The organism is Acinetobacter sp. NEB 394 (assembly GCF_013374795.1).
In the GTDB taxonomy this organism is placed as follows: domain Bacteria; phylum Pseudomonadota; class Gammaproteobacteria; order Pseudomonadales; family Moraxellaceae; genus Acinetobacter; species Acinetobacter johnsonii.
The window spans coordinates 1,916,900-1,931,164 of the sequence record NZ_CP055277.1; the positions used below are offsets into that span (position 1 = coordinate 1,916,900).

Annotated in this window: 14 protein-coding genes and 3 pseudogenes; 9 read left to right on the forward strand and 8 right to left on the reverse strand. The window is 38.7% G+C overall.

Annotation, left to right across the window (positions count from 1 at the left end):
• Positions 1–16: 16 nt before the first annotated feature.
• The 7 genes and pseudogenes from rutF to HUK62_RS09140 all read right to left on the reverse strand — a co-directional run bounded on the left by rutF (position 17) and on the right by HUK62_RS09140 (position 5,087).
• Positions 17–554 (reverse strand): annotated as a pseudogene (gene rutF / locus HUK62_RS09110) (NADH-dependent FMN reductase RutF).
• Between the two features lie 76 nt (positions 555–630).
• On the reverse strand, positions 631–1,014 hold the full coding sequence (gene rutC, locus HUK62_RS09115) for a pyrimidine utilization protein C (RefSeq protein WP_125280093.1): 384 nt from the start codon (positions 1,012–1,014) through the stop codon (positions 631–633).
• Positions 1,015–1,044: 30 nt separating this feature from the next.
• Positions 1,045–1,794: a pyrimidine utilization protein B gene (gene rutB / locus HUK62_RS09120; RefSeq protein WP_176537690.1), complete on the reverse strand. Its 750-nt coding sequence runs from the start codon at positions 1,792–1,794 to the stop codon at positions 1,045–1,047.
• Positions 1,791–2,903 (reverse strand): pyrimidine utilization protein A, encoded by a 1,113-nt coding sequence (gene rutA / locus HUK62_RS09125; RefSeq protein ID WP_176537691.1) that lies wholly within the window; start codon positions 2,901–2,903, stop codon positions 1,791–1,793. The genes rutB and rutA overlap by 4 nt, the downstream gene beginning before the upstream one ends.
• Positions 2,904–3,263: 360 nt before the next feature.
• Entirely contained in the window at positions 3,264–4,052 is a 789-nt protein-coding gene (gene rutD / locus HUK62_RS09130) for a pyrimidine utilization protein D (protein ID WP_176537692.1), read from the reverse strand.
• A 200-nt stretch (positions 4,053–4,252) separates the two neighbouring features.
• Positions 4,253–4,645: pseudogene (locus HUK62_RS09135) on the reverse strand (transposase family protein); the annotation flags it as partial.
• 37 nt (positions 4,646–4,682) lie between these two features.
• On the reverse strand, positions 4,683–5,087 hold the full coding sequence (locus tag HUK62_RS09140; RefSeq protein ID WP_176537337.1) for a transposase family protein: 405 nt from the start codon (positions 5,085–5,087) through the stop codon (positions 4,683–4,685).
• Between the two features lie 310 nt (positions 5,088–5,397).
• Here HUK62_RS09140 and HUK62_RS09145 point away from each other — a divergent pair, with 310 nt between their 5' ends.
• The 7 genes from HUK62_RS09145 (at position 5,398) to HUK62_RS09175 (ending at position 12,205) form a co-directional block, all read left to right on the forward strand.
• Positions 5,398–5,715, forward strand: a complete 318-nt coding sequence (locus HUK62_RS09145) for a metalloregulator ArsR/SmtB family transcription factor (protein WP_004693230.1) — start codon at positions 5,398–5,400, stop codon at positions 5,713–5,715.
• Between the two features lie 101 nt (positions 5,716–5,816).
• Complete coding sequence (sulP, locus tag HUK62_RS09150) at positions 5,817–7,550, forward strand: sulfate permease (protein WP_176537693.1); 1,734 nt, start codon at positions 5,817–5,819, stop codon at positions 7,548–7,550.
• A 233-nt stretch (positions 7,551–7,783) separates the two neighbouring features.
• Positions 7,784–8,977 carry a serine/threonine transporter SstT gene (sstT, locus tag HUK62_RS09155; protein WP_176537694.1) on the forward strand — a complete coding sequence of 398 codons (1,194 nt, stop codon included), beginning with the start codon at positions 7,784–7,786 and terminating at the stop codon, positions 8,975–8,977.
• A gap of 39 nt (positions 8,978–9,016) precedes the next feature.
• Entirely contained in the window at positions 9,017–9,685 is a 669-nt protein-coding gene (locus HUK62_RS09160) for a YoaK family protein (RefSeq protein ID WP_176537695.1), read from the forward strand.
• A 20-nt stretch (positions 9,686–9,705) separates the two neighbouring features.
• Positions 9,706–10,242 carry a DUF2058 domain-containing protein gene (locus HUK62_RS09165; protein ID WP_004693234.1) on the forward strand — a complete coding sequence of 179 codons (537 nt, stop codon included), beginning with the start codon at positions 9,706–9,708 and terminating at the stop codon, positions 10,240–10,242.
• A gap of 263 nt (positions 10,243–10,505) precedes the next feature.
• Positions 10,506–11,744, forward strand: coding sequence for a mechanosensitive ion channel domain-containing protein (locus HUK62_RS09170; protein WP_176537696.1), 1,239 nt, complete (start codon positions 10,506–10,508; stop codon positions 11,742–11,744).
• Between the two features lie 194 nt (positions 11,745–11,938).
• Positions 11,939–12,205: a hypothetical protein gene (locus tag HUK62_RS09175; protein ID WP_176537697.1), complete on the forward strand. Its 267-nt coding sequence runs from the start codon at positions 11,939–11,941 to the stop codon at positions 12,203–12,205.
• A 260-nt stretch (positions 12,206–12,465) separates the two neighbouring features.
• Here the strand turns inward: HUK62_RS09175 and HUK62_RS09180 are convergent, their stop codons facing one another.
• Entirely contained in the window at positions 12,466–13,167 is a 702-nt protein-coding gene (locus HUK62_RS09180) for an IS1 family transposase (protein ID WP_176537698.1), read from the reverse strand.
• Positions 13,168–13,238: 71 nt separating this feature from the next.
• Here HUK62_RS09180 and HUK62_RS09185 point away from each other — a divergent pair.
• Both HUK62_RS09185 and HUK62_RS09190 read left to right on the forward strand, forming a co-directional pair.
• Positions 13,239–13,508 (forward strand): annotated as a pseudogene (locus tag HUK62_RS09185) (multidrug ABC transporter ATP-binding protein); the annotation flags it as partial.
• A gap of 39 nt (positions 13,509–13,547) precedes the next feature.
• Complete coding sequence (locus tag HUK62_RS09190) at positions 13,548–14,210, forward strand: IS1595-like element ISAcra1 family transposase (protein WP_176537699.1); 663 nt, start codon at positions 13,548–13,550, stop codon at positions 14,208–14,210.
• Positions 14,211–14,265: the final 55 nt, after the last annotated feature.

Consider the following 14,265-nt stretch of genomic DNA (forward strand, 5'->3'; position numbering starts at 1 on the left):
AGTAGGAATTTTTGAATTAGCACATTGGTAATGGCTCACAATAACCACGGTTAAAATACATCAGCGCATTTAGTCCATAACTTTGCTTCATGGCTTTGACTTGGCAAAACAGCACGTCATGGCTACCCACAGACATGGTCTGTACCACTTCACAATCAAAGCTCACCAATGCATCCTCCAAGACCGGTGCATTGGTTAACAGTGTGGACCATGTGCCCTGAGCAAAACGTTCAAGCATTGGAGTTTTACCTCCAAACAGATTAGATAAGTGTTGTTGCTGACTCGACAACGTATTCACACATAACACTTGATTGCTTTTAAATGTCTCAAACACAGAGGATGCACGGTTTAAACACACCAACAACGTTGGCGGTGTATCGGTCACACTACATACTGCCGATGCCGTAAAGCCTGCCTGACCAGCCCTCCCATCTTGTTGTAATCACATTGACCGCAGCCCCTAGATTCGCCATACCTTGACGAAACGTGTGTTGATCCAAGATTGCCTCTGGTGCTTTATGATTCAGCATGGTTTCAACTTGATCTTGATTCATCAGTTTTGCATTCATCGTATTCTCCATGCCCTAAAAAAAAATCGTATATCAGGGCATTAAAATTTGATTATTCCACTTAAGCCACATGTGCAACCGAAGCGATTTCAACCAAAGCCTCTGGCTTGACCAGTCCAGTCTGTACGCAATAGCGTGCAGGTTTATCGTTTGGAAAATACTCGGCATATACAGCATTAATCGCGCCATAATCGGCCCAATCTTTCACAAAGACATGATTAAAAGTGACGTCATCCATTGTGCCACCTGCCGTTGCAAGAACTCGTTTAATGGTTTCTAAAATATGTCGAGCCTGTGCTGCAGCATCACCAACGTGAACGACGTTGTTATGTTCATCAAAGGCCAAGGTGCCTGATACATAAACGATATTGTCAGCCTTAGTTGCAGGTACAAATGGTGCAAGTGGTTTCGCTGTGCCTTCTGGCACAATAATTTCTTTAGGCATGAGGTTTCCTCTATCTTTCGTATGTATGACTTATGCAGTTTTTGCCAGTGTTTGACTGCTTGATGTTTCAAAGGTGTTCACAAAACTTTGTGTATTAGACACCCAACCAAAAAAGGTTTTGATGTTATAGAGGCTTGCTTCTTGCGCCTCGATAGGCCCAGCTTGATAGCACGCATCCTTAAGAGCGACCCCAAAATACTCTAAGAAAAAACCATCCCTTAAAGTCGACTCGACACAGACATTGGTCGCAATACCGACAAAAACTAAATTTCGGATTCCTCGCACCCGCAACATACTGTCCAACGCAGTATTAAAGAATCCACTATAGCGAGGCTTTTCTATGACTAAATCTTGTGGCTCAGGCTTGAGTGCATCAATCAACTCAAAATCCCAACCACCTTTTGCCAGTAGCTTTCCCAGCAGCTCTGGATTTTTGCGCATGGTTTTTAAAGCATTCGACTTATGGAAGTTTGGTGAATCACTCCCTCCTGCTTCACGGTACTGGTCATCCCAACCATTTTTAAAGTAAATCAACTGAATACCAGCTGCATGTGCAGCAGTAATGGTTTTTTGAATGTTTTCAACCACAGGTTTGGTTTTAGATACATCAAACCCAGCCAAGTCCAAATAGCCACCTTCTGAGGTATAGGCATTTTGCATATCAATCACAATCAATGCAGTGTGTTCAGGTGCTAAAGCAATCTGTTCGGGTTCTGCTTTTAATGTTTTTGCGTACAGGCTTTGTTTAGTAAATTCTGCACAGACTATAGATTCATTCATGCGCTTTTCTCCAAAACAACGCGTGGCGCATCCGCTTCAACCACGATATGTTCACGGCATTTCATCAAAGGTTGTATACGCTGACCAAAGTCTTCGCCCCCTTGAACAAAGTCATCAAAGGTAAGCAAAATACCTTCAGTCCCCTGAATTTCACCAATTTCATCTAACATGTGTGCAACATGTTCAAAAGAACCGACTAACGTTCCCATATTGATATTCACAGGCGAAACCGAAGATGCCATTTGGTGAATATTGGTATCTGTTCCAGATTTGGTATCTTTACCACCTTGGTTCATTAACCAATTAATCGCCTCCATATCCGCACCAGCGTTATATGTTTGCCATTTCGCATGCGCCTCTTCATCTGTTTCTGCAGCAATCACCATAAACAACACATAGGTTTGTACATCACGCCCTGTTTTATCGGTTTGCTGTTTTAAACGCGCATTGATTTCTGCATAGGCTGTCGGTGTATTCAGCCCTTTACCGAAAACAAAGTTGTAATCGGCATATTTGGCAGAAAACTCAAGCCCTGTATCAGACTGACCCGCACAAATAATTTTCATGTCTGCTTGCGGACGTGGGCTCACACGGCAGTCCTGCATAGTAAAATGCTCTCCTTTAAAATCTGAACGACCTGTCGCCCAGAGTTCACGCAAAATTTCCACATATTCAGAAAGATATTCATAGCGCTGTGCAAAATATTCATCTCCCGGCCACATCCCCATTTGCGTATATTCGGGTGCTTGCCAGCCTGTCACGACATTTAAACCAAAACGACCATTTGAAATAGAATCAATGGTTGATGCCATACGTGCCACAATTGCAGGCGGCATCACCAACGTCGCTGCTGTTGCATAGATTTGGATTTTACTGGTCACCGCAGCGAGCCCAGCCATCAAGGTAAATGTTTCTAGGTTATGATCCCAAAACTCTGTTTTCCCGCCAAAGCCACGCAGTTTGATCATCGACAAAGCAAAGTCAAAACCATAATACTCAGCACGTTGAACAATTTTTTTATTTAGTTCAAATGAAGGCATGTACTGTGGCGCGGTTTCAGAAAGCAGCCAGCCATTATTTCCAATCGGGCAAAATACACCTATTTTCATCTCGTTCATCCTCTACACTTATTTCATTATTTGCAGAACATCAAAGGCTAAATACAGCAAGACTTTTAACCTTTAGTTTGATAAAAATATTTTTGCACAAGCCATGCCAGCTATTATTTATTATTATTTTTCAATATATTAAATGTTTTTACTTGATTTTATTTTTTTACCAAAAAGTAAAATTAATTTTTATTTTATGCACTATCTCTGTGAGGGGTGATCAATGATTGTGCGGTAAATGATCCAAACTAGAGTTTTTATATTTTTAGCCTAAATAAAAAAGGTGTATAGATTTTAAAACATATACACCTTCACTTTATAAAGCAAAATTAAACAATCGATAATCTAAACTAAACTTTCCTACCCTGTTAAAAAGCTCATCATTTCCTTATTCATCAGTACTGTTTCGGTTACAGTCGCTGCATGAGCGCCCTGCTTTAAAAGAGTCAACTGTGCATGCGGAAACAACCGTTTTAGGTTTTGTGAGCGTTGGTAAGGCACAAGGAAATCATCTTGGTTTGCAATCAAATGCATCGGTATATTCTGTAAAGTGGCTCGTATCTCCTCGCTCAGTTCAAAGTCCATTAAAGCACTTAGCCGTCGCAATACATTTTCATGCGGTGGAAAGTTTTGAATTTGCAACTGTTCTTGTTTTTGAATACTTTCTATATTTGCTGAAATCCAAGCTGGTGGATATAAAAACAAAGCCTGTGCTTTGACATAAGCCTCAGTGCCAGTGCATGTTAAAAGGTTAATTCGGGTTTCAAAGCATTTATAGGTATGCGCATCTAACGTGTCCCAACCATTTAAAATCGTGATTGACAACATCTGATACTCGGTCGATTGACACAAGTAGGCTAACTCCGCACCAATAAAACCACCTAGTGCATGACCGATAAAATGAAAGCGTTGAATATGTTGTTGCTTTAAAATCAGCAAAAGCTGCTGTCCCAAATCGCGTATGCAATAATCTGGTTTTAATAATGTACTGCTTTCATGGCAACCTTCTTGATCGTAAGTTAGGACATGAAATTTGGTTTGTAGGTCTTGAATTTGTGGCTGCCAAAACTGCGCATGTCCACCTAAACCCGACGACAAAACCACATAATCAGCATCTTCTATATGGGATAGAAAAATTTGTACATTCATCTCAATGTTTACTTTTTGGTCAAAAATATTATCTAGCAATAATTATGCCTTTTAATAAATGTTTGTATTTTTTAAATTTATAATGATATTTTTAAAAAAAATCTGTAATTAAGATTTTAATAGTATCTATATGATAAAATATTCAAAGCTTATTATAAATAATCATAAAGAATAGACTTCCTTCATAAATCATTTTTCAATCAATTTAATTGTTTATCTTTCACCCAATCTAAATTGTATATGCCAGCAAGTAAATTAAACCGCAGGTTTAATCTTTTACGACGATTTCTATATACACAAGATAAAATCTTAAAACATTTCATCCTTCCAAATACATGCTCTACTTGAATTCGTCTACGACCAATCTCTCTATTTAACTTTTTTAATTCAGAATCTAGTTTTTCAGTTTTCTTTGCTTTAGATGGCATGAGGCATCCAAAACCCAATTTCTTTATCCCTAAATACCCCTTATCAACAATAAAAAAGGGCTTAAATTTTAATTTCCTCATGCTTTTTTTAAATATTTTAAAATCATGCATGCTTCCATGACTTCCACATACACTCAGTATTTCACCTGTTGTATAGTGCATAGATAGCTGAAATTTAAAGGTATGTCGCTTTTTTTTACCGCTATACCATTTCTTCTGTTTTTTTTGGACGTTGAACTAATATTTCAGTTGCATCAATCACAACAACTTCCCAATCCACTTCATCTCGATTAGGAAGTTGTTTTGGCAAGTTAAATTTTCCAGAACCGATTAAGGTATCTTCAATAACACGTGTGATACGAATTGCACTCGTTTCAGATACACCGTAACTCATACCAAGATGGAAAAATGTTCGATATTCTCTCCAATATTCTATACATAAGAGCAAACGATCTTCCAACGGTAATTTATGCGGTCGTCCTTTACCAATATGACGAGGTAAATGCTTATTTAGCTCGGCCAACATGAGGTTAAATGTAGCCCAACTAACACCGCTAAGCCTACGAAACTTAACGTCTGATAATTTTTGAATATCTTTGAATTTCATCCAAGGATTATCTCTTGAATTAAATAATTTTGCTGATTAATTTAAGATCAAATAAATTGTACGTTTTTTGATTTATGACGGAAGTCTAATGAGTTTTTTGATTTAAAAAATCGGCTTAAATTATATAAATATCGAGAACTTAAGTGACATTTCGAATAACTAATTTTGATGTAAATATTAAGTATATATAACTTTAGCTAATATTTTATTTCACTAAAAGCCATGCATATTGGACTTGAAAAGACAGCATTATGAACGGCTTGGTTTTATACTAAGCGCACAGTTGTTTTGTTTTATGAGTAGGTTTTAAATGAACACAGGACTTGAAATAACGTCTATGCGCGACTCTGCTGAAGTTGTTGTGAGTATTTTAAAATCTCTAGCCAATACTGATCGTTTATTAATTTTGTGTCATTTGTCGCAACAAGAACTTAATGTTTCTCAAATTGAAGAAATTACCGACATCAAACAACCGACTCTTTCTCAACAATTAATGATGTTACGTAAAAGTGATGTGGTAAATACGCGTCGTGATGGTAAGCAAATTTATTACTCCATTAAAGATGAACGCATGATTGAAGTTTTAAATACTTTGTATAGCTTGTACTGCCCAAAACCACGTCTCTAAACCAAATCACTGCTATATTTTCTGTGCTCTGAAAACGAATGCTAAGACTTCTTAGCATTTTTTATGCATAATATATCTAAATTTGTGATTTAGATTTTTTTATGTCTGATTGGAATCGTCGTCTAAGCCATTATCTACCCGCATGGCAATGGCTCAAGAACTATGACACGCCTACGTTTAAGTCAGATTTACTTGCATCTTTTATCGTCATTGCCATGTTGGTTCCTCAAGGCATGGCCTATGCCATGTTGGCAGGCTTACCGCCAATCACTGGGCTCTATGCCAGCATTATCCCAATGATTATTTATGCCATCGTTGGTGGTAGTCCCACACTTTCTATTGGCCCTGTTGCCATCATTTCGATGATGACCTTTGCGACTTTGAACTCGATGTTTGAAGTTGGTTCACCAGTTTATATACAAGCGGCATGTTTATTAGCCCTGATGGTCGGTGTCATTTCCCTGCTGTTGGGTTTATTTCGCTTTGGTTTCCTCATCCAACTGATTAGCCACCCCGTCATCCAAAGTTTCATTATTGCATCTGCTTTGCTGATTGCGTTGGGTCAGTTGAAGTTTATTGTCGATCTGCCTTTAAAAGCCAATAATATCCCCGAGTTTGTGGTAAGTGTTTGGCAATACATCAGTTTAACTCACATAGGTACGCTGTTGTTTGGACTGTGTGCAATCGCATTTTTAATTTATGTACCAAAGCTGCTGAATACTAAGACCTTAAAGGGTTGGTTCGGATCGACCATATTGCTTTCGCGTACTATTCCTTTATTTTTAGTGGTTGCCTCGATTGCCTTGGTCTATTTTTTCCAACTGCAAACGCTTGGAATCAAAACCGTCGGAATCATTCCATCTGGTATGCCTCCACTCGATATGCCATATTGGAACTGGACTTTAGTTCTGCAACTTTTGCCAGGCGCAACCATGATCGCGATGATCAGTTTTGTTGAATCACTTTCCATTGCTCAAGCCACGGCTTTACAAAACCGAAGCCAACTCAACAGCAACCAAGAACTTATTGCTTTGGGGTTAGCCAATATCAGTGCAGGTTTCAGTTCGGCCTTTCCTGTAACAGGCAGCCTTTCTCGTACTGTTGTAAATGCAGATGCAGGCGCTCAGACCCCTATGGCGGGTGTGCTCTCTTCGCTGTTGATTATTGTAGTGAGCTTATACTTTACAGGTTTCTTTCAGGACCTTCCTTTAGCTATTTTGGCTGCAACGATCATCGTCTCCATATGGAAACTTGTGGACTTTAAACCCTTCATCGAAGCATGGAAGTATTCCAAAGCAGATGGTATCGCGATGTGGATTACCTTTTTTGGTGTTGTCTGTATCGATATTTCAACTGGCCTGATCATTGGCATGATCTCAACCTTTATTTTGTTGCTTTGGCGGATTAGCCGACCACATATTGCTGTGATTGGCTTGGTCGAGGGGACGCAACATTTTCGCAATGTTGAACGCCATCAAGTTCAGACGACGGCACAAGTACTGTCAATGCGTATAGATGAAAGCCTAACCTTCTTAAATGCCAATATATTCAAAGGCGAGCTGATCAATGCCGTGAGCCAACAACCTGAGTTAGCCCATGTGGTGATTAATTGCTCCAGTGTGAGTAGTATCGACTTGAGTGCTTTAGAAATGCTGGAAGATATTAATCTAGAATTGGCCAAGCAAAATATTCAACTGCATTTGTCCGAAGTTAAAGGCCCTGTGATGGATCGACTGCAAAGCTCAAAACTATTGAAACATTTGAGTGGGAATGTCTTTTTAACTCACTATCAAGCCATTCAAACCCTTTCCCCTCAGCTGCTTAAAACCTCATAAGAGACAGAGTGCTTGCTTGTACTTTTTTAATATAGTGAGAAATATCAAGCAGGCATTTATGATAAAAATCCATTAAATATGTCATTTTTATGAATTAAAATAAATAATAAAAACTGAAATTACAATAACTTAATTTTTATATTTAAATATTTTTCAGTCAGTTAGCAAATTAGGTATAAAATGGCGCACTTAAAATCCGTATTTTGTCCTCGTAATTTCAACAAGGCGCCTCTATGTTTTCTGTTTTAGCGCGAATGAGTCTAGTTACTCGAATTATCATTGCCATTATTTTGGGTATTAGTGTGGCCCTCGTTTTCCCGGGCGTTGCACCTTATTTGAGCCTGCTAGGCGACTTATTTATTAAAGCGTTAAAATCTGTCGCGCCTGTACTTGTATTTGTCTTGGTTCTTGCTTCTATTGCAAATTTTAAAGTGGGTCATAGTGCGAATCTGCGTCCCATCATCATCATGTATGCAGTGGGTATGTTACTGGCAGCTTTTGCAGCAGTTGCGGTCAGCATTATTTTCCCAAGTACTTTGTTCTTAAACTTGCCTGCAAATACTGACTTACAAGCACCTAGTAGCTTGATTGAAATCTTTAAGAACCTACTGCTGAGCTTTATTGCTAACCCTGTGACTGCTATTAGTGAAGCAAACTTCATTGGTATTTTGGCGTGGGCTGTAGCCTTGGGTGCTGCGTTCCGTCATGCCAAAGACTCCACCAAAGACTTACTCAATGATACTGCACACGCAGTAAATAGCGTGATTCGTTTGGTGATTAACTTTGCGCCTATCGGTATTTTCGGTCTGGTGGCTGTAACGTTTGCAGAAACAGGTTTAAGCACATTAGCAAGCTATGCACACTTATTGGCTGTCTTACTCGGCACAATGGCTTTCGTTGCCTTAGTCATCAACCCGCTTATGGTTGCTGTGGTAACACGTAGCAATCCGTATCCATTGGTATTTCAATGTTTACGTGAAAGTGGTATCACCGCTTTCTTCACACGTAGTTCTGCTGCGAACATTCCTGTGAACTTAGATCTTGCAAAACGTTTGGGTGTTCCTGAATCTACAGCGAGCGTTGCCATTCCACTGGGTGCGACCATTAACATGGCCGGCGCCTCAGTGACTATTACTGTGCTTACACTGGCAGCAGTCAATACGCTAGGTCTTAATGTTGACTTTACCACCATGATGATTTTATCTGTGCTTGCAACAGTTTCAGCTTGTGGTGCTTCTGGTGTTGCAGGTGGTTCTTTGTTGTTGATCCCTGTTGCGTGTGGACTGTTTGGTATTTCATCTGATATTTCAATGCAAGTGGTTGCAATTGGTATGGTGATTAGCGTACTACAAGACTCTACTGAAACCGCATTGAACTCATCAACTGACGTATTATTTACTGCAGCAGTTGACCGCGCTTCAAAATAATATATTGTAGAATCAGTATATTATTTCTTTTTTGAAGTTATGCCATTTCAACACTTACCACTTTGGATTCAACTGGGGGCATTCTTTCTTGCAGTCAATGCAGGAATGATTAATGTCTTAGGACTGGTGACTGTTGTACACCAGTCTGTTTCCCATATGACTGGTAATGTAAGTGTTTTGGCGATGTCGCTTGTACATTGGCAACCCGAAAGCATTTTATATTTGCTATTAGTAACTGTCTGCTATGTCATCGGTTCATTTTATAGCGGTGTAATTTTAGGAAATAGTCACTTTCGATTGGGACGCCGCTATGGTGTACCACTCACGTTAGTGGCTTTTTTTATTTTTCTGTGCTGGTTTTTTCTGCCTTATTTTCCACGCTATGCTTTACTGTGGGCCTGCGTCGCAATGGGTGTGCAAAATGCCATGGTGAGCCATTATAAAGGCACTATCATCCGCACCACACATTTATCGGGTGTTCTTACCGACCTCGGCTTAGCGCTTGGTTATCGTGTGCGCGGACTCGTGGTTGAACGTCGGCGCGTAGTTTTACATCTTTTGATTTTAAGTGGCTTTTTGATCGGCGGACTCTGTGCAAGTTGGATGTATCCCTATTTAAAACTCAATTCTTTTTTAGTTCCAACAGCATTAAGCTTGATCCTTAGTGTTGTATATTGGATCATTTACTTTCGTTATCGTCGTTTTTAAACGCAGTTGTGGAATTCGCTATGGTAAAAAATGCATTACAGGCTCAGTTACTCAAAGCCGGTTTAGTTGACAACAAAAAGGCCAAAAAACTTTCTAAACAAGCAGTGCATGAGCAAAAAACAGGTCAAAGCAGTGAAGCTGAGATCAAGGCAAAAATTGCACAAGACAAACAGCAAAAACAGGCCAAAGATCAAGCCATCGAACTTGAGAAGAAAGCGATATTGCAAGAAAAAGAGCTCAAAGCGACGATCATTCAAATGATCACGCAGCATAAAATCCGGGATACCGATGGTGACGTGGCCTATCAGTTTATTGACGATGGCAAAATCAAAAAACAATATATCAATCAACAAATTTATAATGCCTTGGTTGCTGGTAGCCTCGTGATTGCACGTGATCATGAAAGTTATGCCTTCTTACCTAAAGCTTTAGCTGATCGTATTAATGCCAAACTTGAAGGCTTTATTATTGTAAATACCTCAGAGAAAAATGAGGCTGTCACCGATGAGGAAGATCCATACGCTGCGTACGTGATCCCTGATGATCTCATGTGGTAATTTGAACCATCAGAAGCTTCCATATTGGAAGCTTCGTTGTTTCCTAGTTCATTATAAAACTAATTTACCATTCCACTGCTCTGACATATCCCGACCATCAACAATTTATGCTTCATGACATTCAAATATCGATTTAAAAAATAAATCTACGAGAGTAAATAAACAAGTCGTTGAAAACATGTATAAACTTAGTGACACAATTTGCTTAATTCGTAGAGCTGATTACACTATTTGCAGTGTTTTAATCAAAAGAAGATCGCATTTTGGATAATTTTCATTTTACACAGAGTTTAAAAGACTGGTCGGATCAGTATCCTTGGATCGAAATGCTGACAGGATTCTGCATACTCATTCTAGTGGCTATACTGGCGTATATTATTGCCAAGCATGTTGTTGTTCGCGGTATCCGGCATCTCATCACTAAGCTAAAATTTGCCAATCACGACATCATGTCGCAGCATAGTGTGATTCGCCGAATTGCGAACATTGTCCCAGCAATCGTCATTATGAATGGTATCGTCACCGTTCCTCACCTGTCGGCGAAAATGGTCAGCTTTGTCCAAATGGCGGCACAGGCCTTTATTTTCTTAACCATTGCGCTTGCGATTGGTGAATTACTGAATATATTCAATTTGGTTTATCAACGTAATCCAAAGTCTAGAAATAAACCCATCAAAGGCTATTTACAGCTAATCAAACTGATTATTTTCATCGTTTGTGGCTTGATGATCTTAGGAACTTTCCTGAAAAAAGATGTCTTCACCTTGCTAGCGGGCTTTGGTGCAATGGCGGCAGTGCTGATGTTGGTCTTCCAAAACACCATTTTGTCTTTGGTGGCTTCTGTTCAGATTTCATCCTACGACATGGTTCGCATTGGGGATTGGATTGAAATGCCATCTCTGAATGCAGACGGTGATGTCATTGATATGTCATTACATACCATCACCGTACAAAACTTTGATAAAACCTTTACCACGATTCCAACCAACAAATTGGTCACTGATACTTTTAAAAACTGGCGTGGTATGTCACAGGCAGGCGTACGTCGTATCAAACGCTCACTTTATATTGACCAAAGTAGCGTTCACTTTATGTCTGAAGCAGAACAAAGCAAACTTAAAGAGTTTTTATTATTAGACCAATATCTGGATCACAAAAGTACAGAGCTGGTTGAGTTTAATCAAAAACTGAGCAATACATCTCCTTGCAATCAGCGACGTTTAACCAATATTGGGACCTTCCGTGCGTATGTTGAGCTGTACCTTAATCAGCATCCAAACATTTCAAAACATCAGTCTTTAATCGTGCGTCAGCTACAACCGACTGAAAAAGGTTTGCCGCTGGAAATTTATGCATTTAGCAATCAAATTGCATGGAAAGACTATGAAGCGATCCAATCAGATATTTTCGATCATTTAATCGCCATTCTTCCCGAATTTGGTCTCAAAGTTTACCAAGCACCATCGGGGTATGACATGCAAATCGCACTATCAAACCCGTAATTTTTTCACTTTGGTATGCTAAAACTACTCCAGTTTTAGCATACTAAGGTCTTAAAAACGCAGAATAGGCATTTTAATATACGTTCTAAATTACCAACTCTAGAATAAAAATTATAAAAATACATAACATTAGTTTCTCAACAACTGTGTTATTTACGTTGTGTATTATGTAAGTTAATTATGTGATTATTTACATGAAAAATACCGCAATATCACAATATCAACCTTTTCTCTTCATTAAATTAGCCACTCCTTTTCACTTTGTAAGACTTTCTAAAATGAATACTTTAAATAAATCTTTATGTGCTGCCCTTTTAGCTGTAGTAGCGACATCTTCTTTTGCAGCAGAAACTCAAGTTGTAGAAACCACTCAAGCTGCTGTTGCAACTGAAAATGCAGCACCTGCTTCAGAAGCCGCTGCATCTGATGCGGTTGCGACATCAGAAGCTCAAGCAAACTAATGCTTAAAGCATCTTTGGGGATTCATTTGGTTGGGTTCCCTTTTATCACTCTTCTCTATATCAGACTTTTATATCTATTCATCTACATTTCTTGCTATCAATACTGCTACAACATCGTTTAGTCTCTCGCAATTTACACAGACCACTGAGGTCTTTTCATGCTAAAATTTTCAAATTCTACTTATTTATAAAACAAGTCATTACCTCATAAATGGCTTATTTTTAGAAGGTTTGGTGGTGTTTCAAAAAGTATGCTGGCGTTAAACAAATCCGTTATTAAGGTAAAAGAAAGTCAAATCAAAGGCTTTAAAATGATTTTCGAGCTTTTTAGAAAAGTTGCAACTTCTCCTAAATCCACGCCTGATTCGATGACGAATTCTACAATTGTTACCTTCAATACCGACGGTAAAAAACTTACCGATCACTTGCTTGCAACATTGAAATGCTGTAATAAAACTATCCCAATGATCACTCGCAATTCGAGCATATTGAACCCCAAGCTTTTTAAGTCTAGCTTTAAGACGTTGAACCGTTGCTAAATCCCGCTTACCCCAAACATAAGCAACAATTTCTCCAGATTCTCGATGGTAGGCATAAATAAGCCATTGTTTATTTTTCTTATTCCCTACAAAAGTCCAAAGTTCATCGACTTCAAGACATTCGTAGTGGCTTTGTTTAGGCTGAATCTGATAGATCGATTCACTTAAGGTTCGTAATACCTTGCCAATGCTGATACGCTCGACTTCAGCAATATCTCTTACACCGCTTCCTCTGACCATTAAATGTAATATCTTGCCGGTAATACCTGAGTTACATCCTTGATAGCTTAATGCATGATCACCAATAAACTGACGTTTGCAATCTTTGCATTGATGGTTTTGTTTCCCATCTACTTTGATGCCATTTCTCTTTATATTGTTACTTAGACAGTTAGGACATTTGATTTGTAGCGTTATTTTCATACCTCTATTTTATCAAAAGCCATATTGTTTTTTTCAGCATACTTTTTGAAACACCACCGAAGGTTTTATTCATGTTCAAATGGTTTGAAAAACGTGTTGATCCCTATCCAGAAGAAGGTTTAAACCAACCTTTACCGACCACGTTCTTTCCGTTTGTATGGCAGGCCGCTAAAGGTGTGCGTGGCTATTTGCTGATTTTGATTTTATTCACGGCTGGTGCTGCCAGCTTTGAAGCCTTGTTTTATGCCAAAATTGGTGACTTAGTAAACTGGCTCAGTAAAAGCCAGCCAGAAACATTTTTAGCAGAACATGGTTCAAATTTAGTCCTGTTATTCTGTATTGGCTCTAGACTAGCAGAATAATTATGTTAGTCTAGAATAATGATAGAAAACAGTAAATTAAGTCACTACAAGATTAAAAAAATTATTCAATGCTTTTGTGTTGATATTCCTGCTTCCAAAACAGCTTTATTACTCAATTTAAATCGTAATACGATTAATTATTGGTACATGGTTTTTAGAGAAACTATCTATGATCATCAAACAGATTTAAGAGCTAAGTTTGTTGGTTCAATAGAAGTAGATGAAAGCTATTTTGGAGCGAAAAGGCAACGTGGGTTTCATGGAAAGTTAAAGCGTGGTCGTGGGACTCTAAAACAGCCAGTGTTTGGAATATTCGAACGTAATGGGCGCGTCTATACTGAAATCGTACCTGACTGTAAAATGAAGACTTTACAAGAGGTTATCATTGGTAAAGTTTCACTTGAGAGTGTGATTTATAGTGATGGATGGCGTGGCTATAATGGTCTTGTTGATGTGGGTTATTCAAAGCATTTTAGGGTAAATCACGGAGCAAATGAGTTTGCTAGAGGACAATGCCATATAAATGGAATAGAATCATTCTGGAGCTTTTGTAAAAGAAGGCTAGCAAAGTTTAACGGCATATCAAAAGAGTACTTTGATTATCATCTTAAAGAAACTGAATGGCGTTGGATGAGGGAACCTAATGAGTTAGCAACTGAGCTGTGGAACCTCATTAGGTAAAATTAAGTGTAAATCTGCTAGTCTAGAGCCCTGTATTTTATTGGCCAATATTTTA